General features: G+C 52.1%; 26 protein-coding genes. 19 read left to right on the forward strand and 7 right to left on the reverse strand.

Annotation, left to right across the window (positions count from 1 at the left end; translation table 11 throughout):
• Nucleotides 1-270 precede the first annotated feature (270 nt).
• From AC3WQH_RS13120 to AC3WQH_RS13140, 5 genes are all read left to right on the forward strand, one after another.
• Nucleotides 271-1,053, forward strand: a complete 783-nt coding sequence (locus AC3WQH_RS13120) for a hypothetical protein (RefSeq protein ID WP_197187120.1) — start codon at nucleotides 271-273, stop codon at nucleotides 1,051-1,053.
• A gap of 330 nt (nucleotides 1,054-1,383) precedes the next feature.
• Nucleotides 1,384-1,791: a hypothetical protein gene (locus AC3WQH_RS13125; protein ID WP_025845292.1), complete on the forward strand. Its 408-nt coding sequence runs from the start codon at nucleotides 1,384-1,386 to the stop codon at nucleotides 1,789-1,791.
• Nucleotides 1,781-2,662 carry a tetratricopeptide repeat protein gene (locus tag AC3WQH_RS13130; RefSeq protein ID WP_005836397.1) on the forward strand — a complete coding sequence of 294 codons (882 nt, stop codon included), beginning with the start codon at nucleotides 1,781-1,783 and terminating at the stop codon, nucleotides 2,660-2,662. The genes AC3WQH_RS13125 and AC3WQH_RS13130 overlap by 11 nt, the downstream gene beginning before the upstream one ends.
• Complete coding sequence (locus tag AC3WQH_RS13135) at nucleotides 2,663-4,087, forward strand: ATP-binding protein (protein ID WP_492332075.1); 1,425 nt, start codon at nucleotides 2,663-2,665, stop codon at nucleotides 4,085-4,087.
• Between the two features lie 261 nt (nucleotides 4,088-4,348).
• Nucleotides 4,349-4,693, forward strand: coding sequence for a M55 family metallopeptidase (locus AC3WQH_RS13140; protein WP_025845297.1), 345 nt, complete (start codon nucleotides 4,349-4,351; stop codon nucleotides 4,691-4,693).
• 135 nt (nucleotides 4,694-4,828) lie between these two features.
• Here the strand turns inward: AC3WQH_RS13140 and AC3WQH_RS13145 are convergent, their stop codons facing one another.
• On the reverse strand, nucleotides 4,829-5,896 hold the full coding sequence (locus tag AC3WQH_RS13145) for an NAD(P)/FAD-dependent oxidoreductase (protein ID WP_007785734.1): 1,068 nt from the start codon (nucleotides 5,894-5,896) through the stop codon (nucleotides 4,829-4,831).
• Nucleotides 5,897-6,069: 173 nt separating this feature from the next.
• On the opposite strand from AC3WQH_RS13145, the gene AC3WQH_RS13150 reads away from it, so the two are divergent.
• Entirely contained in the window at nucleotides 6,070-6,333 is a 264-nt protein-coding gene (locus tag AC3WQH_RS13150) for a DUF1450 domain-containing protein (protein WP_005836405.1), read from the forward strand.
• A 108-nt stretch (nucleotides 6,334-6,441) separates the two neighbouring features.
• Here AC3WQH_RS13150 and mqnE read toward each other — a convergent pair whose 3' ends face one another.
• The gene (gene mqnE, locus AC3WQH_RS13155; RefSeq protein WP_005836406.1) at nucleotides 6,442-7,545 is read right to left on the reverse strand and encodes an aminofutalosine synthase MqnE; all 1,104 of its coding nucleotides are present in this window, start codon (nucleotides 7,543-7,545) and stop codon (nucleotides 6,442-6,444) included.
• Between the two features lie 323 nt (nucleotides 7,546-7,868).
• Between mqnE and AC3WQH_RS13160 the strand changes: the two genes are divergently transcribed.
• The 5 genes from AC3WQH_RS13160 to AC3WQH_RS13180 all read left to right on the forward strand — a co-directional run bounded on the left by AC3WQH_RS13160 (nucleotide 7,869) and on the right by AC3WQH_RS13180 (nucleotide 11,882).
• Nucleotides 7,869-8,087 (forward strand): aspartyl-phosphate phosphatase Spo0E family protein, encoded by a 219-nt coding sequence (locus tag AC3WQH_RS13160; protein WP_007785732.1) that lies wholly within the window; start codon nucleotides 7,869-7,871, stop codon nucleotides 8,085-8,087.
• A 144-nt stretch (nucleotides 8,088-8,231) separates the two neighbouring features.
• Nucleotides 8,232-8,591 carry an iron-sulfur cluster insertion protein ErpA gene (gene erpA / locus AC3WQH_RS13165; RefSeq protein ID WP_005836410.1) on the forward strand — a complete coding sequence of 120 codons (360 nt, stop codon included), beginning with the start codon at nucleotides 8,232-8,234 and terminating at the stop codon, nucleotides 8,589-8,591.
• Between the two features lie 143 nt (nucleotides 8,592-8,734).
• The gene (locus tag AC3WQH_RS13170) at nucleotides 8,735-9,319 is read left to right on the forward strand and encodes an RNA polymerase sigma factor (RefSeq protein ID WP_005836412.1); all 585 of its coding nucleotides are present in this window, start codon (nucleotides 8,735-8,737) and stop codon (nucleotides 9,317-9,319) included.
• A gap of 103 nt (nucleotides 9,320-9,422) precedes the next feature.
• The gene (locus AC3WQH_RS13175; protein ID WP_007785730.1) at nucleotides 9,423-10,196 is read left to right on the forward strand and encodes a hypothetical protein; all 774 of its coding nucleotides are present in this window, start codon (nucleotides 9,423-9,425) and stop codon (nucleotides 10,194-10,196) included.
• A 198-nt stretch (nucleotides 10,197-10,394) separates the two neighbouring features.
• Nucleotides 10,395-11,882, forward strand: coding sequence for a DUF4153 domain-containing protein (locus tag AC3WQH_RS13180; protein WP_290426485.1), 1,488 nt, complete (start codon nucleotides 10,395-10,397; stop codon nucleotides 11,880-11,882).
• 24 nt (nucleotides 11,883-11,906) lie between these two features.
• Here the strand turns inward: AC3WQH_RS13180 and AC3WQH_RS13185 are convergent, their stop codons facing one another.
• A complete protein-coding gene (locus tag AC3WQH_RS13185) occupies nucleotides 11,907-12,455 on the reverse strand; it encodes a hypothetical protein (RefSeq protein WP_026558124.1) in 549 nt (182 codons plus the stop codon).
• A 530-nt stretch (nucleotides 12,456-12,985) separates the two neighbouring features.
• Here AC3WQH_RS13185 and AC3WQH_RS13190 point away from each other — a divergent pair.
• The 4 genes from AC3WQH_RS13190 (at nucleotide 12,986) to AC3WQH_RS13205 (ending at nucleotide 16,586) form a co-directional block, all read left to right on the forward strand.
• Entirely contained in the window at nucleotides 12,986-14,317 is a 1,332-nt protein-coding gene (locus tag AC3WQH_RS13190; RefSeq protein WP_309479361.1) for a helix-turn-helix domain-containing protein, read from the forward strand.
• Nucleotides 14,318-14,431: 114 nt separating this feature from the next.
• On the forward strand, nucleotides 14,432-14,824 hold the full coding sequence (locus AC3WQH_RS13195; protein WP_005836423.1) for a cupredoxin domain-containing protein: 393 nt from the start codon (nucleotides 14,432-14,434) through the stop codon (nucleotides 14,822-14,824).
• Nucleotides 14,825-15,430: 606 nt separating this feature from the next.
• Nucleotides 15,431-15,793, forward strand: a complete 363-nt coding sequence (locus tag AC3WQH_RS13200; RefSeq protein ID WP_035317468.1) for a hypothetical protein — start codon at nucleotides 15,431-15,433, stop codon at nucleotides 15,791-15,793.
• Between the two features lie 154 nt (nucleotides 15,794-15,947).
• Nucleotides 15,948-16,586 (forward strand): hypothetical protein, encoded by a 639-nt coding sequence (locus AC3WQH_RS13205; RefSeq protein ID WP_007785720.1) that lies wholly within the window; start codon nucleotides 15,948-15,950, stop codon nucleotides 16,584-16,586.
• A 244-nt stretch (nucleotides 16,587-16,830) separates the two neighbouring features.
• Here the strand turns inward: AC3WQH_RS13205 and AC3WQH_RS13210 are convergent, their stop codons facing one another.
• From AC3WQH_RS13210 to AC3WQH_RS13225, 4 genes are all read right to left on the reverse strand, one after another.
• Nucleotides 16,831-17,487: an RNA ligase family protein gene (locus AC3WQH_RS13210; RefSeq protein WP_026558126.1), complete on the reverse strand. Its 657-nt coding sequence runs from the start codon at nucleotides 17,485-17,487 to the stop codon at nucleotides 16,831-16,833.
• Nucleotides 17,477-18,436: an AAA family ATPase gene (locus AC3WQH_RS13215; protein WP_290426487.1), complete on the reverse strand. Its 960-nt coding sequence runs from the start codon at nucleotides 18,434-18,436 to the stop codon at nucleotides 17,477-17,479. The genes AC3WQH_RS13210 and AC3WQH_RS13215 overlap by 11 nt, the downstream gene beginning before the upstream one ends.
• 213 nt (nucleotides 18,437-18,649) lie before the next feature.
• Nucleotides 18,650-18,919, reverse strand: coding sequence for a hypothetical protein (locus AC3WQH_RS13220; RefSeq protein WP_005836432.1), 270 nt, complete (start codon nucleotides 18,917-18,919; stop codon nucleotides 18,650-18,652).
• Between the two features lie 225 nt (nucleotides 18,920-19,144).
• The gene (locus AC3WQH_RS13225; protein WP_221842268.1) at nucleotides 19,145-20,146 is read right to left on the reverse strand and encodes an NAD(P)/FAD-dependent oxidoreductase; all 1,002 of its coding nucleotides are present in this window, start codon (nucleotides 20,144-20,146) and stop codon (nucleotides 19,145-19,147) included.
• Nucleotides 20,147-20,492: 346 nt separating this feature from the next.
• Here AC3WQH_RS13225 and AC3WQH_RS13230 point away from each other — a divergent pair, with 346 nt between their 5' ends.
• The 4 genes from AC3WQH_RS13230 (at nucleotide 20,493) to AC3WQH_RS13245 (ending at nucleotide 22,824) form a co-directional block, all read left to right on the forward strand.
• Nucleotides 20,493-21,683 carry an NAD(P)/FAD-dependent oxidoreductase gene (locus AC3WQH_RS13230; RefSeq protein ID WP_005836436.1) on the forward strand — a complete coding sequence of 397 codons (1,191 nt, stop codon included), beginning with the start codon at nucleotides 20,493-20,495 and terminating at the stop codon, nucleotides 21,681-21,683.
• Between the two features lie 3 nt (nucleotides 21,684-21,686).
• Nucleotides 21,687-21,938 (forward strand): hypothetical protein, encoded by a 252-nt coding sequence (locus AC3WQH_RS13235; RefSeq protein WP_005836438.1) that lies wholly within the window; start codon nucleotides 21,687-21,689, stop codon nucleotides 21,936-21,938.
• 88 nt (nucleotides 21,939-22,026) lie between these two features.
• Nucleotides 22,027-22,509, forward strand: a complete 483-nt coding sequence (locus AC3WQH_RS13240) for an NUDIX domain-containing protein (protein ID WP_005836441.1) — start codon at nucleotides 22,027-22,029, stop codon at nucleotides 22,507-22,509.
• Nucleotides 22,510-22,662: 153 nt separating this feature from the next.
• Nucleotides 22,663-22,824 carry a YuiA family protein gene (locus AC3WQH_RS13245; RefSeq protein WP_005836443.1) on the forward strand — a complete coding sequence of 54 codons (162 nt, stop codon included), beginning with the start codon at nucleotides 22,663-22,665 and terminating at the stop codon, nucleotides 22,822-22,824.

Raw genomic sequence — 22,824 nt, forward strand, 5'->3', positions numbered from 1 at the left:
ATCCCCCTCTGTTCTTCTGATATCAGCTTAACAAGATAAGGGGGTATGACTCAAATCCAATTTTGGGGCTTAAAAGTTACAGTGAGGCCTGGCTATTGGGGATGGATTGATTACGGTGCATATACAGAGACTTGGGAAGGTGACTACTATTATGTAACGTCCACATGTAATATTAAAGATAATACCAAAATAAAAGTAATGGGACCAAAATATAAAGCCAAGATGGCTAGAAGCGAACCTTTTAGCTACTGATAGGGGTAAGTTATTTCAATGCGTATCAAATTACTGTTTACTTTTGTACTCCTAATTCTTTTCGGTGCCTTATTAGGTTGTCAAGAGGATACATCAAAGCAGCAAAATAAAGAGATAATTATTGAAGATACAAAAGTTCCTAATGGACTATCTAAAGTAACTAAAGATAAAGAAGTGGAGTCGGTTACAATACTAGAATCACCAAAAAATGCCTCTTCCCCTTCTGAAGCAGTAACATACCAATATAAAGTTACTTTTAAAGATGGAAAAAGTGCATTTCCTCAAAAAAATGATATCGTTTTCGAATCAACTCTTGGTGATACCAGTATTGTTGCTATACGTTCCCCTGAAGGCGAAACTAATTATACAGTTTTTCTCTATGAGTACAATAATACCAAAAAATGGGTTATTGATGGTTTTTTAAGATTACAGGGTGGTACGGGGTTTATGAATAAAGAAGGCTTAGATTTGCCAATGGATAAATTTAATGCATTAAATCTCAAAATACCGAAAAAAAACAAAAAAATTTGGGCATTTGCTAATGAAAAAGAGATAGTCACGATTGCCGTATATAATCGTTTTCCTTTTGTTGAAACAAATGATCCTGAAAAAATTACTTTAACCAATAAGAATGAAGCATATGTCTCAAAAGAAAATTTAAAAAACAGCTATTTGTATTATTTTGATTCTGGAAAACTAATAGTTGTATGCGGAAATATTGGCAAACAAAACATTATTAATCTAGCAAATTCATTGCCTTCTGTTAATTCTGCATTTTTCCCTAGCCCTAAAGAAAATTAAACAAAACAACCACTTACAAGTGGGCTTTAAACTATGAAAACTCCCCATCTCTAACCACAATTAGAAGATAGGGAGTTTTTTATATCAGAATAAGCTTCGCCTTATGCCTTCAATGAATCCATAGAAAAATCCCTTTTGGGGAGTAGTATTGCGACCAACTCGACGGAAAATAAAGTACGAGGGGAGCAAACCTAAAAATAACAGTTAATGGTAATCCAACATTAGAAATACCTAGTGACACTAATATCGTGTCTTAACTCAACGAGCTGCTGTTCGCAGCCGATATGGTATATATATCCTTTCTATTCACCCGGAAAAGAGCGTGAAAACATGAACCACGAGCTGTTTCAGCCGACGTTGAAGCCAAATGTCGACTACGAAACCAAATCGTACAATCTGACCCATTACCTCCTGGCTGTCTTCCTCGGAGGCTTGCTGCCAGCGATCGTGCTCGGGATTAAAAACGCGGGCTGGCTGCGGATCAAGCCGCTTTGGAGCTATGTGATTGCGGCAGCAGGCGTTGCCGTTTTCTTCTTCGCAGCAAGGTACGCGCATTTTTTTGCGATCGGCACCGGAATCATGTATTACTTCCTGATGAGAGGCAAGTACCGCATTCATATGAGGCTTTACGCGAAGACGGAGCCGATCCTGCCGGAAGCTGTTTTATATGCGTTGCTGGGCAAGGCCGTAGAGTGGTTTTTCGCAGCAAAAGGAGTGCAACTGTTCCATGGAAACTGAAGCGTTGCAAAATTCGCGACATTATCAACTGGGCAAGCATTACTACGACATGAAGCGCTATGAGCAGGCCAGAGAGCATTTGCGCGAGGCGCTGGCGGAAGTGCCGACCAATCCGACCGTGCTTTACATGCTGAGCTACTGCGAGTTTCAACTGGACAATGACGAGGCAGCCTACGAGCTGTGCGTGGACGTGCTGCAAAAAGGGATGGTCACGGAGTACGTGTACCAGTTGCTCGGGCTGATTTTGCAGTCGCAAAAAAAGTGGTACGAAGCCGAGCAGGCGCTGCTGCAAGCTCTCGCTTTGAACCCACAGGAGCCGGGGATTATTGCGACCTACGCGTACCTGATGTTCCACACGGGACACGTGAAAAAAGCAAGGCTGCTGATGGCGGAAGCGCAGCGCCTGAACCCGAACGACAGCACGGTGCTGCACTACCAGTTTTACATCGACTTGATTGCCAGCAACAAAAAGCAGCAGCGCAAAACGCTGGAGACGTATGTGGAAGTCGCGGACGACGAGCTGTACAAGCTGATAAAAATCGGGGAAGAGGCGTACTTTCGCGACGATTACAAAACCGCAAAGGAAAATCTCATCCAGGCGTTTTTGCTCGATCCAACCAATGAGCGGGTCAAAGAATTGCTCGATGCGATCGACAAGGAGACGCACATCGTCTTTTGGCCCAATCGGCTCGTAGACAAGCTGGGTGGCCCGATCGGGATGTGGGTAGTTTTTGTTGTTCTTCTGTTTCTCATCAGCTACCTTGCCCCGTTTGCGGTCGGGTACTTTATCGTCTGCTGGATTGTGTTCGGGATTTACACGTGGATCTCGCCGCTAGTTTATAAACTTGTGTGTAAAGTGAGGAGTCAGTAAGTGGACAAAATCGATGTGCTTTTGCATATGACAAAAAGCAACCCGGAAAACGCTTCGGCGTGGTATTTGCTCGGGCTGGAGTACGCCGCGACGGGCAAAAACAACGAGGCACTGCAAGCGTTCACGGAAGCGCTGCGCTGCAACGATCCGGCGCTTACGCCGCAAATCATCGGGGAGCTGGGCAAGCTCTCCCTCGCGCCGACGCCAGCTTCTGCGCCTGTACAAAGCGAGCCAGCCGTTTCAGGGGAGGCGACAGCCCGGAAAGCGGGGGGTGTAGCGGTGCATGAGGTCGAGCATGTAAAACTGCATGAGACGGTGCGCGAAGCGGCGGCAGAAAACAAATCCGAAGCCACGGCCGACGACATAGCCGGAAACAAACCCGAAGCCGCGGCCGACGACAAAGCCGAAAACAAAGCCTCTGCCGCAGCCGACGACAAACCCGAAAAAGTACCCGTCCTCGCAACCACCCGGCCCCCGTCCGCCAGCCATGCCCAAGGGCCGGGCAGCGAGCGGCCATTTCAAGTCATCTCTGGCGGGCAAGCGGGGAAAAGAGACAGGGAAGCGCCGCCGATTACGTTTGCCGATGTGGGCGGGCTGCATGCGGTGAAAAACGCGATCCAGATGAAAATTGTGAAGCCGTTCGTGTCTCCCGGACTGTTTGAGCGATTCCGGAAAAAGGTCGGGGGCGGCATCTTGCTGTATGGCCCTCCCGGCTGCGGAAAGACGTTTATCGCCAAAGCGACAGCGGGCGAATGCCGCGCCCGGTTTATCCCGATTCACGTCTCGGACATTCTCGACCCGTATATCGGGGTGAGCGAGCAAAATTTGCGGGAGGTGTTTGCGTCGGCGCGGGCGACCAAGCCGAGCGTGCTGTTTCTTGACGAGATGGATGCCATCGGCTATAACCGGAGCCGATCTTCGACGGATACGATGCGGGCCGTGATCGACACGCTCTTGACCGAGATCGAAGGCATCGAAACCAATACGGACAAAATGCTTATCATCGGGGCGACGAACATGCCGTGGGACGTGGACCCTGCCTTCAAGCGTCCGGGCCGCTTCGACAAAATGATTTTTGTCTCGCCGCCGGATGAAGAAGCGCGCTCGACCATTTTCCGCATCAAGCTGCACGAGCGGCCGATCGAGCAGATCGACTACGCGCTTTTGGCAAAAGAAACCGACCTGTACTCCGGCGCAGACATCGAAAACGTCGTCGAGCTTGCTACAGAAGAGGTCATCACCGAGATTATGCGCACGGGCGTAGAGCGGCCACTCACTATGAAGGACTTGAAAAACGCGATCCAGTCGACGCAGCCGTCCACGATCGACTGGCTGCGCACGGTGAAAAACTACGTCAAATACGCCAACCAGGGCGGTCTGTACAACGATGTAGAATCGTTTTTATCCCGCTACAAGCGGATTTAACGACACGACACGACACCAACAGCAAAAGCTTATTTCCCGCGTGCGTGATCGGAGCGCGAGGAATAAGCTTTTTTCGTCTCGAGATAAGGACAACGAAGGCGGGACTTCGCCCAAAAAGAGGGGGCAACCGAGCGTGCAGACGCCCTCTCATGCTTGCTTACGCTCCGGCAGGCAGGCGAAAGGCGCGAGAGGCGCAAGAGGCGCAAGAGGCGCGAGAGGCGCCAGCGGGCTTCCTGTAGACCCGTCCGCAGCCGCCGTCCATTGCCTTTTCTTATAGCCAGGCCCGCAAAGGCAGCACAAAAAATCAATCCGCACATCAAGACGGTCCCCGTGAGCGAAGGCATCGGCAATGCGGCAATCTCGATCCATCCGAACGTCGCGCAAAAAAACATCAAGGAGCAGGTTTCGGCGGTATTGGCGGATGACCTGTCCAAATACCGGGTAGCGTTGCCGGAAACGTTCCACGTAGAGATCGCCTTCCGCGAGCATTACTTGGCGTATCGCGGCTCGTTCTACCCGGGCGCGAAGCAGACGGGAGCGAAAACCGTCGAGTACGAATCGAACGATTACATGGACGTGCTGCGCTTTCTGTTTTTCGTCCTGTAGGGTGCGAACCGTAAAAAAGGGGAGCTGTTCCAAGGCCGTTTACGCCTCGGGGGACAGCTCCTTCATCATTTGGCTTCAAAACTTTTTGATCCAAAAAGAAAACCTGTTTGACCAGTTGGCCAACAGGCTTGACGATTATCCCATATGTTTTTTGTACATCCAGAGCTGTCCGCTTTTGATGACGCGGGCCATCTGACCGACCAGGGAGACTTTTCCCATGCTGGCAAAGCCTTCTTTTTTGCCGAGAGAACCGAGGAAGCCTTTGTGCTTGAGCGGTGGCAGAGAAGCCGGGTATTCTTCGCCTTTGATGTCTTTTTTCAGCATCAGGGCGATCTGATCCCCTTGAATCTCGGCTGTCTGGGCACTCGGCGCAGTGATCGTGCTCGCACAGTCGCCTACGACGTAGACGTTTGGATGGGTAGGAATCTGGTGATACTGATTCAGCTTGGCTCGTCCGATGTTGTCTGTCTCGATCGGCAGGGCGCGGACGATGCGGTTGGCCTGAATGCCGGCTGTCCAGACGATGACATCGCTTGGAACCGGCTGGTTATGGTTGTACACGACGCCAGGCTCGACTCCGGTGACGTTGGCCATGGAGACAAGCTGTACCTCGTGCTCGATAAACCATTGGGAAGCGTATTCCTGCAGCTTTTTCGGGAATGGGCTCAAAATGCTCGGGCCACGGTCGATGATCCGCACATTCAGGTCAGGACGGCTTTCGCGCAGCTCTGCCGCCATTTCCACACCGGAGAGACCACCACCCACAACGGTAACCGTACCATATGGATTTACATTATTGATTGCCATGTATGTGTTGCGGGTAGCTCCCATGGTTTGGATCGAGCAAGTAAACTGATCTGCACCAGGGATGTCATGGTAACGGTCCTCACAGCCCAATCCGATGACGAGCCAATCGTACGAGAGGGCGTCCCCGTTCGCAAAGTTGACGACCTGCTCGTCCAAATCCACTGCGGTAACTTCGCCGTATTTGACGGTCAGGCGAGGATCGCTTGGAAAATTGACCCGCAAGTGGGCTTCCGGCGTAGTGCCCGCGGCCAGAGCGTAGTACTCTGTTTTCAGGCCGTGAAACGGCATACGGTCCACAAGGGTAATAAACACGTCGTCTGGTAAATCAGGGGACAGGACTCGCTCGATAATACGAAGACCCCCGTATCCTCCACCAAGGATCACAAGTCGTTTCATAGAAGGTCTAGTCCTTTCTTATGTCCGTTTTTTACAGCACCCATTCTATTTTTAGTCTCTTTCCGTAAAAATGCAAGCAGAATCTTTTTCCCGTTTTCTCCGCTGGATTTTTGGAAAAGTCGCGGTACAATAAAGTACGTGACGATGTCGGTATAATCGGTAGGTGAACATAGATGAAACCATTGGTAGAATTTTGCGCGAGCAACGTTTCTTCCTACACGCAGCCCGTCGTAGATGCGCTGGAAAACGACCCCGAGCTGGATGTGGATGTTCTCGAATACGGCTGTCTTGGCTACTGCGGAGAATGCTACATGGAGCCGTTCGCACTGGTGAACGGCAAACTGTTGAAAGCTCCGTCAGCCGATGAATTGCTTGCGAAAATCAAGCACTGCTTGCGCGAGGAAGAAGAGATGCTGGACGCAGATTTTCCTCTGTAAGCTGTTTTCTTAGGATGTTCATTGAGGCCCGCGAACAAACGCGTGTGCCCGGAAAATAAAAAAAGAAGCTGATGCCTGTTGGTGGCGGGCATCAGCTTTTTGGCGTTTTTAATGTTCTTTGATGACGTTGTAGAAGGTGTCGCGTTCCAGGGCGCGTTTGCCAGCGCCTTTAATCAGCCAGACCAGTTCATCGACAGTCAGTGCCTGCTGGGTGAGGGCCCCTGCCGAGTGACTGATGCGCTCCTCGATCAACGTACCGTGCGCATCGGAAATTCCCATCGTCAGCGATAGCTGGGTCAACTGCGTCCCAATATTAATGAAGTAAGCCTTGATGTGCTGGAAGTTATCCAGCATGAGGCGGCTGATCGCCATCGTTTTCAGGTCGTCGATCGCGGAGTTGCGGCGCTTGATTCCGGCCGTTGCCTTGATCGGCTGAACGGCGAGCGGGATGAAGACCATGAAGCCGTTCGTCTCGTCTTGCAGCTCGCGCAGGCGCAGCATGTGAATGACGCGCTCTTCCAACGTTTCGATGGAGCCGTAGAGCATGGTCGTATGTGTTTTCAAGCCCAGTTCGTGAGCGGTGCGGTGAACTTGCAAGTACATGTCTGTGCTCGCCTTTTCCGGGCTCATTTTCATGCGGTAGCGCTCAGTCAAAATCTCGGCGCCGCCGCCCGTCAACGTTTCCAGTCCGGCTTTTGTCAGCTCCTGCAATACTTCGCGAATGGAGAGGCCAGAGATGCGGGAGAAGAACTCGATTTCAGCCCCGGTGTACGCTTTGATGGTGACATCGGGATAAGCCTGCTTCAAAATGCGAACGTTGTCCACGTAGTATTCGAACGGCTTGTGCTGATTGTGGCCGCCTACGATGTGAAATTCACGGATACCCGGATGGAAGCGGGTTTCTACATAATGAAGCAACTCTTCCTTGTTCATTGTGTAAGCACCCTCGTCGCCTTCATCGCGACGGAATCCGCAAAATCTACAGTGAGCTTCGCAAACGTTTGTCGGGTTAATGTAGAGATTTTGCAAAAAGTAAACCTTATCTTCGTTTTTGCGATAATTGACAATGTTTGCCAACTGTCCAATCGTCAGGAGATCGTTGGAGTTAAACAGAGTAACGCCGTCTTCCAAAGTCAGGCGTTCACCGTGCAAGACTTTTTCCGCGATTCCGGCGAGTGATTTGTCTTGGATGGCAATCGTATCAAGCGCCATTCCAAACACTTCCTTTCTAGATCGAATGGTAAGGGATAAGAGCTGTACATCCAGGCCATACCCACTCAAAAACGTTCCTTGGGGGTGGAGAAAGCTCTAAGAAAAAGGGAAAATCTCGGGCAACAAGGCATCTATATTATAAACCTGTTAGTATGTACGAACAATAACATAAGTTCTCCAACTCTCTCTTGTAAAATTCTAACATTTATCGCCATTTTTTTGCGGGAATTTTGGGGAATGTGGGAAATTTTGTTTGCGAAATCATAGCCGTTCTTGTAAAATATAGTAAGAAAGCCTGATCTACTATTAGGAGGAGCTTCACCATGCGGGACGTTTTGCTCGAAAAAATCGAACTCCTTCGACAGCGTATGGTAAATATGGGGTTAGAGTTTGGGTTGGATCATCCAGAAGTCCTAGAATACAGTATGCAAATTGATCAACTACACAACGAACTGAACCAGATAGATCATAATCTGTCTAAGGCAAGCCGAAAGAAGACGTATCGTTTTTATTTGACCGAGAACAATGCTTTTTTTGCATAAGGAGGGGGAGCCCCTCTTTTTTGTTTTGCCTGGGAGGCGGTATGAGCGCCCGAAGTGCAGGGGAACCTTGTGAGAAAGGTTGCTTCTTTTGTATACTGAACATATAGAAAGTGTAAAGGTAGCCTGCAAAGGAGGGAGTCAAGCATGATTACATTGACAGAGAGAGCCAGCCTCAAAGTAAAGGAAATGTTGGCGGCAGAAAATAAACCCGGATTGTTTTTGCGGGTAGGCGTCCGACCAGGCGGATGCAGCGGCTTCACCTATGGAATGGGCTGGGATCAGGAAATGAAGGAAGGCGACGTCACCTTCGAACAGCATGGCGTGAAAATTGTTGTCGACAAGGACAGTTACCTATACATTAAAGGAACCGAAATTGACTTCAAGGAATCCATGATGGGCGGAGGCTTTTCCATCGAGAATCCGAATGCGATTGCTTCCTGCGGCTGTGGCTCGTCGTTCAAGACGGCGCTGGCTGAGGGCAAGGCGGAGAAGTGCGACGACTAAGCTGTCCTGGACAGGATGAATAGCAAGAAGATCAGACCTCTTTGGCTTGTGCACGCTCGATGCACAGGTCAGGGAGGTTTTTTGGTTTCCTGTCACAAAATGACCGCTTTGTTTGTTATATGTGTCAATTGGAGGTGAGAGGGTTGGATCGTAACGAGATCGAGCAAGTAGTAAAGGAGGTCAGAGCCGGGGATATTGACCAGTTTGGCATCATCATCGACGCGATGCAAAGGCAGCTTTTCGTCTACTGCTACCACATGCTGGGACATCGCCAGGAAGCGGAGGATGCCGTCCAGGAAGTTTTCCTGAAAGCGTACGAGCAATTGGACAGCTATCGGCAGACCGTCTCTTTTTCCGCCTGGCTGTACAAGATCGCCTACCATCATTGCGTCAACGTGTTAAACCGGGCGAAACGCGGGCGTATCCTCACTTTGCTGCGCGCCGGGATGCAGACGTTCAGCAAGCATGAGGGCGAGAAGAAAGTCGAAGACACCGAGTATGTGAGCACCCCTCTTCACATGGCGGTATCCAAGCTGTCAGCGAGTGAGCGCAACCTGCTGATTTTGCGCGTCGTCGAGGAATACAGCTACGACGAGCTGGCCGCTTTGTTCGATACAAAGCCTGCCACGCTGCGAAAGCAGTATGAGCGAATTGTGAAAAAGTGCAAATCCTACATGCTCGTAAGTGAAGGCGGTGATAGTCATGACACGATCTCAGCAACAAGGTGAGTGGAAGCAGAAACTGATGGCAGCAGCAGACGATGATTTCGATGTCAAAAATCGGGTCCTTCAAAAAATCAAAGAACGTAACCAAAAAACGCGGGAGGTTCCTATGAAAAAAAGAATCGGATTGATTGTGGCAGTTATTCTCGCCTTTGGGGTGACATCCGCTTATGCGGCGATGAAAGTGTACGATCTGAAAAACGAGCAGGGCGAAGTCGTCGTGAAGGTGGAGCAAACAGAGAACAAAACGGAAGTCAACGAAGAGAAAAAATCCAAATTCGATCAGGCGCGCGATACGCTCAAACCGGGAGAGAGTGCGGCGATCTACATACCAGGGCCAGACAACCCGGACAAACGAGTATTTTTTACACGCATTCCCGTGATTCATGAGACGACGTCTGCCCTGCAACAAGAAACCGGAAGCTTCTATGCCTTCCCGGAGAGCCTCGCGGGCGGGTACCGGTTTGCAACCGGAGTGGTCAATTATTCGTTCAACCATCGCCAGCCGGAATTGTTCGAAGACATGTACAAGGAAGCAGAGCAGGGCAAAAAAGACTTCGTGGTTCGCAAAGTCTCCCCCGAGCCGCGCATTGATTCCGTCGCGACCGAGTACAACGGAACGAAAGGCAAGGTCACGGTCGTCATTACGAACTTCGACCGGATGCAGTACATCACGGAGGAAGCGGGACCGGATGAAACCGTGGAAAAAGTGAGCGTACAGAAAAAAGAAGCGCTGTATGTCGCAAACAAGCTTCCAGACGGCACGGATATGCGCACCGTGAAGTTTTACAACGACAACAGCAAGCTGCTTTTCGAGGTGAGCACGAAGACCGCAGCGATTACAAAAGAGGAATTGCTCGCGATTGCCGAAAAGCTGAATTAGCGATAAGCGCTGCGCGAAAGCCCCACACCTGGTGTTGGGCTTTTTTTCGGTCGAAAAGGAAAGAAAGGTGGATTTTCCAGCAATTTGTAACAAACAGCCGAGCCTGTGCGTACTAACCAAAGGCAGCAGCGCAACAAAAAGCTGCGGACTCGTTGCTTTTTCCAATGAGCGAATATCGTATCGTAAGGAGTGAATCGTGTGGCGGAATGGTCACAAGAGCAAAAAGCGTTGCAGTGGTTGCTGCTGGGGGCGCTCGCAATCGGCTGTTTGGGGGATCTTTTGTTTTACGGCAAGGAGTTTGGCATCTCGTATTTGCTGTTTGTCATCGCGATGTATGCGCTGTACGGCTGGCAGGCCAGGCGGCACGGGCAACTGAGCTTTTCGCGAAAGCATGTGTACGGGTGGCTGCTGACGGTGCCGATCGTCCTGCTGGCGCTGTCCTTCGCCCTGTTTTCCAACGAATATTTTCAATTGTTCAACTTTGTTCTCGTGCCGATTTTGTTCGTGCTCCAGACGATGCTGCTCACGGGGCGGCACAAGGCGAAGTGGTACGAGCTTGGCTTTGTGGGCGAGCTTTTGGAAACACTGTTTTACTTCACGCTCAAGCATACGCGCCTGCCCTTTGCCTTGACGAGAGAATGGCTCAAGGCGCGGATGAATCAGGAGAAGTACGGCGTGCTGAAAAAAGTGATGATCGGGGTAGGAATCTCGCTGCCGATTTTGCTCGTCGTGCTGACGCTGTTGTCGCAAGCAGATCAGGTGTTTGGGCATTTTTTGCACGAAATTCCGCACAGGATGATTGACCTGGATGCGGTAGAAGGCGCCTTTCGCCTGTTTTTGATCGGGCTTGTGACGCTGCTCGTATTCGGCTACCTGTACTCGCTTTTTGGCAAAAGGGAGGAAGCTGTAGAAATTCCGCTGCCGCCAAAAGAGGGCAAGCTGGTCTGGGACGGCGTGATTTTGGTGACGGTTCTGGCGATGATTGATTTGGTGTACGCCGCGTTTACATATGTCCAGATTTCGTATTTGTTCAGCGGAGCCAAAGCGGCGCTCCCGGACGGCCTGACCTATGCCGAGTACGCCAAAAACGGCTTCAATGAGCTGGTGACGGTAACGGTGATTAATTTTTTGATCCTGCTCTGCACCATGCACCTGGTTTCGCGGGCCAAGCGGCTGCTGTACCGGGTCGTGCAGGTGCTGCTCACTGTGTTGACGGTATGCACGAGCTTCATGCTCTTTTCCGCCTATTTTCGGCTGTCGCTGTATGAGGAGGCGTACGGTTACACGCATAGCCGTCTGCTCGCGCACATCTTCATGATCTTTTTGCTGATCTTGTTCGCGATCGCCTTGTGCAAAATTTGGCGGCATACGTTTTCGCTCATCAAGTATTATGCGGTGGTGTCGCTCGTGAGCTACGTGCTGCTTAACTACATCAACATGGACGTCATCATCGCCAAAAACAACATGGAGCGCTACTATGCCACGAAAAGTATCGACGTCGAGTATTTGGGCAGGCTGTCGTACGATGTGGTTCCGTATTTGCTGGAACTGAAGGCGGACGAATCGCTGCGCGAGGACGTCGCGTATTATTTGGAAAACATGCGGGAGGAATTGCAGGCAGAGGCGAGCTGGCAGTCGTTCAACCTGTCGAAGTATCGGGCAAGGCAGCAATTGCAGTTGCCGTAGGGAGGAAAGCGGAGACGGGTGAGGCTATCGTCTCCGCTTTTGGCTGGACACATAAAACATAAGCAGTGCACCTGCGGCAGCAATGGCGGCTATCCAGCCGTACACGCCAAGCTGCCGCGTCCAGACGGAATCGGCCGGGCTGGTCGGAGCGGCACCGGCTCCCAGCACCTGCATGTCTTCTGCGGCATTCGCGAGCAAGGTAGTCCGGGTGCAAATGTTGGTCGCCAGATCGCTTCCCTCCCAATACGAAGCGTACACGAGATAGTCGTCACCAGGCTGAAAAGCGATGCCGCATCCGCCGCCAACGCCGTCCGTGACGATGAGGACCTGTGTCTGGTCTACCCCTTTCCAGGCGGTCTGCACTTCAAACATAACGTCGTAGCCCCAGATGCCTGGCGAAGTCCAAAACGGAATCCAGTTGCGCCAGTTCGTGTGCTTGTTTACTTGCAGCACTTTTCCGGCGAAAACAGCGTCCGATCGCTCCAGTGCCGTCAGCGGATCAGGCGGGCGGGCGCAACTGCAAGCTGCGGTATGGTTGGCACGGTGGGCAGGTCCGAATCTTTGGCCGCACAATCGGCGCCTACAAGCATTTTCACGTCGGGCAAAAAGCGGACGAGAACGTCGGCCTGTTTGGCATCAGCCGTGGCTTGGGGACAGCCAGGTTGCCTGTCCGTCTTTTTTGCTTTCCGGAAATCACCGTCTATCGGATTAACCACGATTAGGAAAAGCCCTTCTCGCCGTCTACTCGACAAAGCAGCGGCGCAAGGGCTTTTGTTCACGCTTTTTTTTGGTCAGCGATCAGCGGCGAGGCAGAGAAGTCCGAGGACCAGGTACTTGTTCTTGCTGTTGGCGATAGCCGGGTTGTTCATCGTAAGGCCTCCTTGATAGCGTTTTCATTGTTGGGTGGGCAAATGGCGGGACATGACCGTCTCAGGCGACAGGGGAGCGCGTTCCTCCTTTCTGAAAACTATTTTTAGACACTTTATAGACGTTTTCTGAAAATAACTTTACGCCATCGTTTTGTGTATTGCAAGTCTATTCGAAATATTTTCAAAGGAGCGTAAATCTCCTATAATGACAAAAGAGTGAAAGGAGGAATCTTGATGATCCGTTTGGGTGCGATCATTGCCCAGCACTCTTTGAAAGAATTGGTATCCGTGCCCATGCGCCTCCAGGACAGTTGCGAGTTGGTCATGCTGTCGTATCATCGCCTGCATGAAACGACGAACCTCTACCGGCAAAACCAGCAGCATGTCGACGGCTTTGTCCTGACCGAGCTTGCGTATGCGTACCTCATGCAAGAATGGGGCAGCTTCCCGATCCCGACATATACCCTCCAGATCAGCGAGCAGGAATTTTATAAAAAGCTGTTCCAGCTTAGCCTGCGCAATCGCGACCTGGATTTTTCCAGAGTGTATATTGATTTTGTTTTTGCGCAAAACAACTTCCTTGGCTTGAAAGAAGTCGTCGGAGCGGACTCGATGCCGTACACGCTCTCACCGGTGGAAGTGAACGACCAGATTTACGAAGCGGTGCTGGACGAGCATTTGCGGCTGTGGCAGGCGGGCAAGATCGACTTTTCGATGACGAGGATGAGCAACATCGTGCAGGCGCTGACCGATCGCGGAGTGCCGCATCTGTACGTGTTTCCTTCGCCGGAGTCGGTTGCCGCGCAGTTTGAGCAGATGGCAACGGAGCTTTCCGCGATCAAGCTGGCGGAGAGCCGGATCGCGATCGGACATATTACGATTGGAAACGTCGAGACACAAAAAGAGAGCCTCAACGAGTGGGAGCTGCGGCAAATGCTGCTGCACAAATCGCTGCTGGAGTTCAGCACCGAGAAAAAAGTGCCGTTCATCATCCAGAAATCCGCGTCGAGCTTCGAAATCATCAGCTCGTTCAAAGACTTGAAGCTCTTGACGGACAACCTCACTCATTGTCTTTTGCTCACCTATCTGGAAAAGACGCTGCCGTTTCCGGTGCACATCGGCTGGGGAGTGGGCAACAGCATGTACAAGGCGAGGATGAATGCCCAATCGGCGAACAGCATGTCGGCAGCAGGCAAAACTTCCGGCACGTACGTCGTGACGGACAGCGACCAGGTCATCGGGCCGCTCGGCGAGGAGACGTGCCTGCAATACCGCAACCAGATCACCGACTACATCCAGCGCTGGAGCGAAGAGACGGACTTGTCGACGTTGCAGTTGCAAAAAATTTTGGCCGTGCTCGCCAAAACGGAGAGCAACGAGCTGACGGCGGACGAGCTGGCGTACCATCTGGGACTTACCGTGCGCAGCGCCAACCGCATCCTGAATCGGCTGGAGGAAAAAGGCGTCGCGAAAATTTTGTACAAAAAGCAGGAGAAGCTGCGGGGGCGTCCGACGAAGATTTACCAGATTCAACTGCCAGCGAATACAGACGGCCAAACTGTTTGAGTGTTCAACAATTGGTAGCAAATTCGTCACGATTCGGTCACAGATTCCCAGATTTTGGACAGCTACTTTCCAGTAAGATGGAAGTGTAGAATCAAGTAGAAAGAAGGGGTCATTGTGAACAAGAAGTGGACTCTGTTGGTTTCGGCAGTTGCCTTCTCGGCGATGCTGATGACAGCATGCGGCGGCGAAAAGGAGCAGGCGGCGAATAGCAATTCTACTACAGAGGCTCCAGCAACGGCGACTACTGGCAACGCGATCAACATCGAAGCTAGCAACTGGAAGTTTAACCAGGACACCTATGAAGTAAAAGCAGGCGAAGAGTTTACGATTAACTTCAAGTCGACCGAAGGCTTCCACGGAATCGGGATTGAAGGTTTGGACGTAGATATTCAAAAAGACGGCAGCAAAACGTTGAAAGTCGATCAGCCTGGTGAATATAAAATTTTCTGCAATGTCATCTGCGGGCCGGATCACGGCAAAATGCTCGCGACACTGGTAGTCAAATAAACACGGAACCAAACACTCTGGCTTGCTTTTCGCGGGTCAGGGTGTTTTCTTTTTTCGCGGGGACATGGGGCATACTACACAGGTAGCACAGCATGATACAACAAGGGAGGGTCCCTCATGTCCAAGCACAACAACAAAGACAAGCGCCCGACAGAAGCGTCGGCAGGCTCGCGCAGCACGCCGCCCAAGACCGGAGAAAATACGGGCCACAATTTGCGCAAGGAAGACAAATAGAAGACCAGACAACCAAAAGCCCCCGTTTGCGCGGAGGGCTTTTTCGTGCGTAGAAGTAGGGTGAGGACTTTGCCATAAGCCCAAAAAGCGTGGCGGGGCCAGGTGTTCTCGCGTGAAAAAGCTAGAAAATGCCGCACAGCGACCAGCTTGCAAAAAGCGCAGTACCGGGCCGCATTGTGACAACGCTGCGAAACGAAAGAGCAGCGACATCGAAGTTCCGCGGCATGAAGGCAACGGTTGACCACCTGTGACCGTCTTGCGCCTCGAAAGAGCAGCGACACCCCCTCTGCTCAGCCCGGACAACACATGTTTTCCGCGCTTTTTGCACAAGGTAAGGAGGAAATGTTTTCAAGCCGGTTTTCGCGAATGGAGATGACATCCTTGGAAAAAAAGAAATATTACGTCACGCTGCAGGCCGGGACGACGGTTGCCGAGATCCGTGATGAAAAAGGCTCCGCCACTTACGATTTTGAAATCGAGGCGACAGATGTGGAAGTCGGGATGATGCGTGACCTGTTCAACAACTGTATGCACGGCGACTTCATGATGTGGATGCATGGACATACGCTTTGGTCCGACATGCCGGACCGGGACAACGACGAGTACGATGACAACTTGCGGGATATTTATCGGCTGATTTACGAGCACGGTACGGAAAAGACGCGGCATGATCTGGAGCAGATGGGATTGGTGAAGCTGTTTGGCCTGAATAGGGCAGGGCTGCGGCCTTTATAGACGGGCAGCGAAAAGAAATTACACATTTTTACATAATTCCACGACAATCCTGCCACAACTGCTGGAAAAACTGACGACTAGCAAGGCGAAAAACCAAATACCCCTTGGCGCAACGCAATGCCAAGCCAAGGATGAGCGAAAAGGAGAGAGCAGCATGAACAAGTGGAAAAACAGCATGGTGATTGCAACGATTGCGATGGGGCTGGCCCTGCCGAGCTTCGCACAGGCGGCGGAGCCGGGGCTGCCCGACACAGAGATGACGCCAGCGAGCCGGATGGCGCACGACCATGGCGAGCATGGGCAGATGCACAAAAAAATGCGCCACGGCATGCATGGCAGCGTTCATCAGAAGATGTACATGCTGCTTTTGGCAGAAAAATACACCCCGGACAGCGTGGCCCAGTGGCAAGAGGTGTTCAAGGAGCGGGAGCGGCTGATGAGCGAGTTTGCCGCCCTGCGCGAAGACCCGAAATGGAAGGCGAAGCGCGAGGAGCGCAGGCAGCTCGTCAGCAAGCTGAACGAGCAGGTGAAAAAAGGCGAAATCACCAACGAGCAAATGGAGCAGCAGCTCGCCCAGTGGAAGGAGAAAAACATGGCGATGCCGGGCGCGAAGGAAGATCGCGACGCCAGGAAAGCCCGGATGGAAAAAATGCGCATGACGCACGAAGCCTTTCACGCCGCGATTGAATCGGGAGATGCGGCGAAAATCAAAGAGGTGCTGCCGCAAATGCTGGAACAAATGAAAGCAAAAAATGCGCTCTTGGCCAAAAAGCTGGAGCAAAGGAAAAAGTAGGCGGGAGAAAAGAAAAAGGCGTGCGAACCGGATGAGGGTTCGAGCACGCCTGTTTTTGTTGCGGGGCCAGTTCGGGCAACGTCAAAGTGTCGTCGTTCGGCTGGGTACGGCAACGAAAAGGAGCTGAAACGGCATCCCGCCGCCAAGCAGGAAAGCCAATTGCGGCAACAGCAGCAGTCAATTACGGCGACAGCAGCGGCTAGCCACTCACGACAGCACCAGCCAATGCCCCCAACTCCAGCAGTTACTCCAGCTTCAGCATATTCGGTTCCACAGCCTTCGCCATCCAATGCTGATCCGTTTGCACGTGATTTTTGCGCACGAACTTCGCCGCGCTGTATTTGAAATCGGCGTAGGCAAACGAAGCGGTAAGCCGCACGACGTACCCTTCCTGCTCGCCGCCAAACACGGATTGCCGCGTGTAGCACGCCTTCACCTTTTCCTCGTCCCACGGGCCGCGGTAGAGGACAGGCGGCGTTTTCAGACCCAGCAGCTCCGCCCACTCGACGGTATCGTCCCAACCGAGGCAGACGTTCTGGTCATCCCAGACGGAGAACAGGTAGAAGTAGCTCGTCAGCTCCGCGTACCCAATCGAATGTTTGGCAAACACGTTTTCCCCGCAGATGCGGTAGCCGGGGGGAAGCAGGTGGGCGATCGAGCCGTGAAGCATTTTGACCCAATGGCGGGAAGGGTGGTCGCGGCTGTCAATCGAGCGGGCGTGCATATAGTCGCGGTACAGGCTGGTGTTTTCTCCGTCCAGCTTTTCCGTCACGACGATTTCTTTGCCGACAAAGTGAGAGGTATCGCGCAAAATCCGATCGTCGTCGGTTTTGCTTCTGGACCAGGGCAGATGAAAGGTGCGCGGATACTTTCGGTAAAAGGTCGTCTGCTTATTTTCCATAGTGATCCGCCTCTTTGAAAAAGTACAGCTTCGTCAGCAGGTCCGCTCCTGCCAGATGGTAAATCTCCGAAGCGCCTTCGTCGCCGCCGTAGGCAATTTTCATGTGCATCTCGATCAGCGCGACAGCCTGGAAGACGAACGCGTCGGCGAAGCCCAGCTCCTTTAAAAAATGCGCGGCGATTTGGCTGGAGACGTACTCGTGCCTGTAGTAGCTATAGTGGCCTTTCGCTTCCTTGAACACTTTTGTGTACAATTTTCCCACGTCATGAAACAGCGCGACGATTTGCAGCAGCAGCTTGTCGTCCTCTTCGTAAAAGGTGTTGACGTACTCGAGGACGTGGTACGTGTGCCGGCAGAGCGTGTGCTGATGATGCGGGTTGTCTTGCGGAAAATCTTTCATTTGCTGAAAAAACGAGACCTTGCCCAAGGCAGCGAACAGCTCGTTGTAGGCAGGCTCGCTTTGCAGCAAGGCGGTAAAAGCTTCTTTGGTCATGCCGTAAGCAGCAGGCTCGTGCACCAGATGAACCGTGGAAAAGCCTTCCCGGTGCAGCGGGAAATGCAGGTTTTTGCGGTACTTTTCCAGCACGCTTGCGTCCAGCTTTCTTTTTCGCGCCTGATTTCGTTGCAGGCAGACGTCAAACGGCGTATTCAAGTAGTAGCATTCCGCGATCGCTGGCGCAAAACGCTCCAGAACCGCTATCCGCTTGTCCCGATCGACATTGGTCGCGTCGAAGACAACGTCGCTTCCCGCAGCAAACGCCTGCCCGATACGGGCGTAAACAGCCTGAAAGACGAGCGGATTTTTGCGCCGCTTCGCTTCGTCGCCAAACAGCTCCAGCCGAACGGCATCCGTGGAGACGAGCACTGCCCGTTCCTTTTTCGCGATCTGCTCTGCCGCACGGGTTTTGCCGCTGCCGGGAATGCCGACCATCATGATTAATTTGTTCATAAAAAGACGCTCCCCTCAAAGGTGATGCCAGGTGACAGGTGCAGGGGGTCGACTGTTTGCGCATTACATGTTGATTCCGTCCTTTAACAAATAATTCCTTATATTATAGCGTGAATTTGGCAAAAGGGAAGAAAAAAATGGGAGAGGGAGCGAGGCAGGAAAAACATCCCGTATCCGTAAGCGGACGGGACGGGATGCTTGCGTGTTTTTCGTTTACTCGTAAAATAGCTTGTCGGGTGTCCATTCCTGCACAGCTACGGTTTGTTCGGCCTGGCAAAAGCTGCACCAGCCTGTGTGCAGGCACTGGTGGTTGCGGCGATCCGGATAGCCGTTGTCCAGCTTGGCGTCGTCGATTTCCCGATAAGGGCTGTAATCGCCGTAGTAGTCGTACAGGCGTCCGGCGTCTGCGAGCAGGGTGCCGCAGCGTTGGCAAGCTTGCGAGAGAGAAGCCAATCCATTGCAAACCGGGCAGAGGTGGTCCATGGTTTTTCCCTCCAGAACATAGGCGCATGCGTATCGCTTTGCTTTTTCTACTGTGTGTCAGAACGCCGTCAGCTATGCGTACACCCGCACGCCTGGCTCGTAGCCGTAACGAAAAAAATCCTTGCGCCGCAACAGCACAGGCAGCACAAGGACGGGGTGATTGTAAAAAAGCAAAGCAGTGTGACCGCCTGCGCGCGGCAAGACGGCCATAACGGTTTGGGACGATCAAGACTTGAAGTTGTCCATGCTGGAGGAATGCCCCGGCTGCAATTTGGCGTCCGGATTGAAGTAGGCCACCGCGTTGTTGACAGCGGTAGGAGCCTCGCCGAAGCCGACGGCAATCAGCTTGACTTTGCCCGGATAGGTGGCGATGTCGCCTGCAGCGAAAATGCCAGGAATGTTCGACTCCATGCGGGAATTGACGACGATCGAGCCTTTTTCCAGCTCAAGCCCCCAGTTTTTGATCGGGCCGAGCGAGGAGATAAAGCCGAAGTTGACGATGACGGCGTCGACTTCCAGATCGCGCTCTTCTTTCGTGGTGCAGTTCGTGAGGGTAATCCGTTCGATTTTTTCTTCGCCGTGAAGGGCGGATATTTCAAAAGGCGTCGTGACGTTTACTTTGGACGCCTTGAGCATTTCTACACTGTGCTCATGGGCGCGGAACTTGTCTCTGCGGTGGATGAGGTGGACTTCTTTCGCGATCGGTTCGAGCATCAAAGACCAGTCGAGAGCGGAGTCTCCGCCGCCAACGACGGCGACGCGCTGTCCTTTGAAGGAGTTCAGGTCGGTGACAAAATAGTGCAGATTGGATTTTTCAAATTTGACGGCATCCGGATGTTCCAGTCTGCGGGGTTCGAACGCGCCCACGCCGGCTGTGATGATGACAGACTTGGAGTAGTGTACGCCTTTGTCCGTAGTGATTTCAAATACATCGTCCGCTTTTTTCTCTACGTTTTCCACTTTCTCTTCCAGGCAAACGGTTTGCTGAAAACGCGAAATCTGCTCCTTCAGATTATTGATTAAATCTTGCGCCAAAACCTTCGGGAACCCGGCTACATCGTAAATGTATTTTTCCGGATAGAGAGCAGACAGTTGCCCGCCAAGCTGGGGCATGCTCTCAATGATTTTCACACTTGCCTGCCGCATGCCGCCGTAAAAAGCGGTGAACAAACCGGCAGGACCTCCACCAATGATCGTAATGTCGTAGATTTGCTCGTCCTTTTGCAGAAAATTCAATCGAAAGCACCTCCGAATAGTCGAAAAACGAACTCCCCACCCATTATAACCCAACAAATGAAAGAAGAAAAAGCAGGGAAAATTCGGCTTCTTGGGCAAAAAACCCTTGCAAATCACGGTAGCACCCGATAAGATGAGGGTGACTGTAAAGAAATTGTCACATTTGTTGTTTGCAAGTTTGTGCTTTTTTTCACAGGTTGGATTTTAGGACATAACAGGCAATCATTTTCGATACGTCATTTTTTATTCGTTGGGGCATCTTAGTACGTAACAGCCTACGTGAAATTTCGCACAAACTTCCTCTGGTTACCATTAACAATGAATGGAAGGGATACCGATGAGTACACCCAAAATCCTCATTCTTGGCGCAGGATACGGCGGTTTGCTGACCACGTTGCAGCTTCAAAAAAAGCTGAATTACAACGAGGCGGAAATTACGCTCGTAAACAAGCACAACTATCATTACATCACGACCTGGCTGCACGAGCCGGCTGCGGGCACGGCTTCTGCTGACCATGCGCGCGTCAATCTGGAAAAGCTTTTGAATCAGGACAAAGTGCAGTTTGTCAAAGGCACGGTCCAGTCGATCCAGCCGGAAGAACAGAGCGTCACGCTGGAAAGCGGCGACGTGCTGACGTACGATTACCTCGTGATCGGGCTTGGCAGCGAGCCGGAGACGTTTGGCATCGAAGGGCTGAAAGAGCACGCCTTCAGCATTCGCAGCATCAACGCCGTCCGCCATATTCGCGAGCATATCGAGTACATGTTTTCCAAATATAAAAACGAGCCGCACCGCACTGACTATCTGACTTTCGTGGTCGGGGGCGCTGGCTTTACGGGAATCGAATTTTGCGGAGAGTTGGGCGATCGCCTGCCTGAGCTGTGCCAGGAGTTTGACGTGGACCCTGAGCTGGTCAAGGTGTATTGCATCGAAGCGGCGCCATCTGCGCTGCCGGGCTTCGATCCCGAGCTGGTTCAGTACGCGATGGACGTGCTGGAGCGCAAAGGCATCGAGTTCAAAATCGGCACCCCGATCAAGCAGTGCACGCCGGATGGAGTGCTTTTGGCGACCGGGGAAGAGATCAAATCGAAAACGGTGGTCTGGGCAGCGGGTGTTCGCGGCAACAGCATCGTGGAAAAAGCGGGCTTCGAGGTCATGCGCGGCCGCGTCAAGGTAGACGAATACTTGCGTGCGCCTGGCTATGAAAATGTGTTTGTCGTCGGCGACTGCGCCCTCATTTTCAACGAGGAAGGACGTCCGTATCCGCCGACAGCGCAAATCGCCGTGCAGGAAGGCGAGACGCTCGGAGAAAACCTCGCCGCGCTCATTCGCGGAGAGCTTCCGCAAAAGTTCGTCCCGCATCTGCAAGGCACGCTGGCCTCTCTCGGCAAAGGCGAAGGAATCGGCCAGGTCGGCTCGAAAAAGCTGTTTGGCAGCACAGCAGCGATGATGAAAAAGGCAAGCGACCTGCGCTACCTGTACAAAATCGGCGGCGTCGGCCTTGCGCTGAAAAAGGTGAAGCTGTAAGCGATGCGTCACGCGAGCATTCAAGTCAGAGGGCTGATGACCCGCGACGAAATGGAGCGGTACAATGCGTTGATGGAAGTGGGCGCTTTTTTGGAAGAGCAAGGGCGGCACGACCTGGCATGGCTTGTACAGCGTGAGGTAGATATTCTCATCCTGCCTGCCATCGATCGGCTCAAGGAAAAGGGCCGGGAGAGGGATCGGGAAAATCTGCGCTACATGATTGACAATGGGCTTCTGGATGACGACGACGATTGATCTGGTACCCCCGGCGAGCGATTGCCGGGGGTTTCGTGTACAATCAAAAGTGGGACAGAAAGCTTGGAGGAGAAAGGAAGCGAGCAGCATGCGCGAAGGAAAAGTGTGGCTGGGAGCCTGCGGGATCGTCATCCGCGGGGAAGAAGCGCTGGTAGTCAAAAAAGCGTACAGCGGGCTGAAGGGACAATGGTCGTTTCCGGCGGGGTTTGTGCAGGAGGGCGAGACGGTCGACGAGGCAGCGGCGCGCGAGGTTTTGGAAGAAACGGGTGTCAAGGCTGTCGTGCGGCAGATCGCGGGCATCCGCTCGGGCGTCATTCGCGAGTCGATCAGCGACAACATGGTCGTTTTCTGGATGGATTACGTGAGCGGCGAACCTCGTCCACAGGAGGGCGAAATTGTCGAGGCGCGATTTTTGCCGATTCGCGAGCTGATGGATGACCCGCTTTCTTCTACATACTTGAAAATTATTTTGCCTGGCTATACAAGACGGGAGGAAGGCATGGAAGGGCAATCCTATGAGATTGATCCCGTCTTTCAGTACACCTCCTATAAAATCTTCAAGCAAGGCTGAGAATAGGAAAGCTAAACCGCGATGTTTCCGCTTACATCGCGGTTTTTTCTGCGATATCGGAGAAAAACTGTGTTGTGAAGAACGGTTCTGTTCTGCTATAGTTAGATACATCGAAATAATCTGAAAATACATGCAATTAATAACGGAGCATGTATGGAGAAAGGGGAGCTCATCATGAGACATAACCAAGAACAATGCCCGTACTGCCATGGCCAAGGGTATTTCCAACTGCTCCTGGGTGGCACGGAAAATTGCCCGAACTGTGATGGCGCAGGAAAAGACGTTCATCAGGAAGCAGTATCCACGAACAAATAG

The sequence above is a fragment of the Brevibacillus sp. FW301-21C12A genome, from assembly GCF_058788915.1.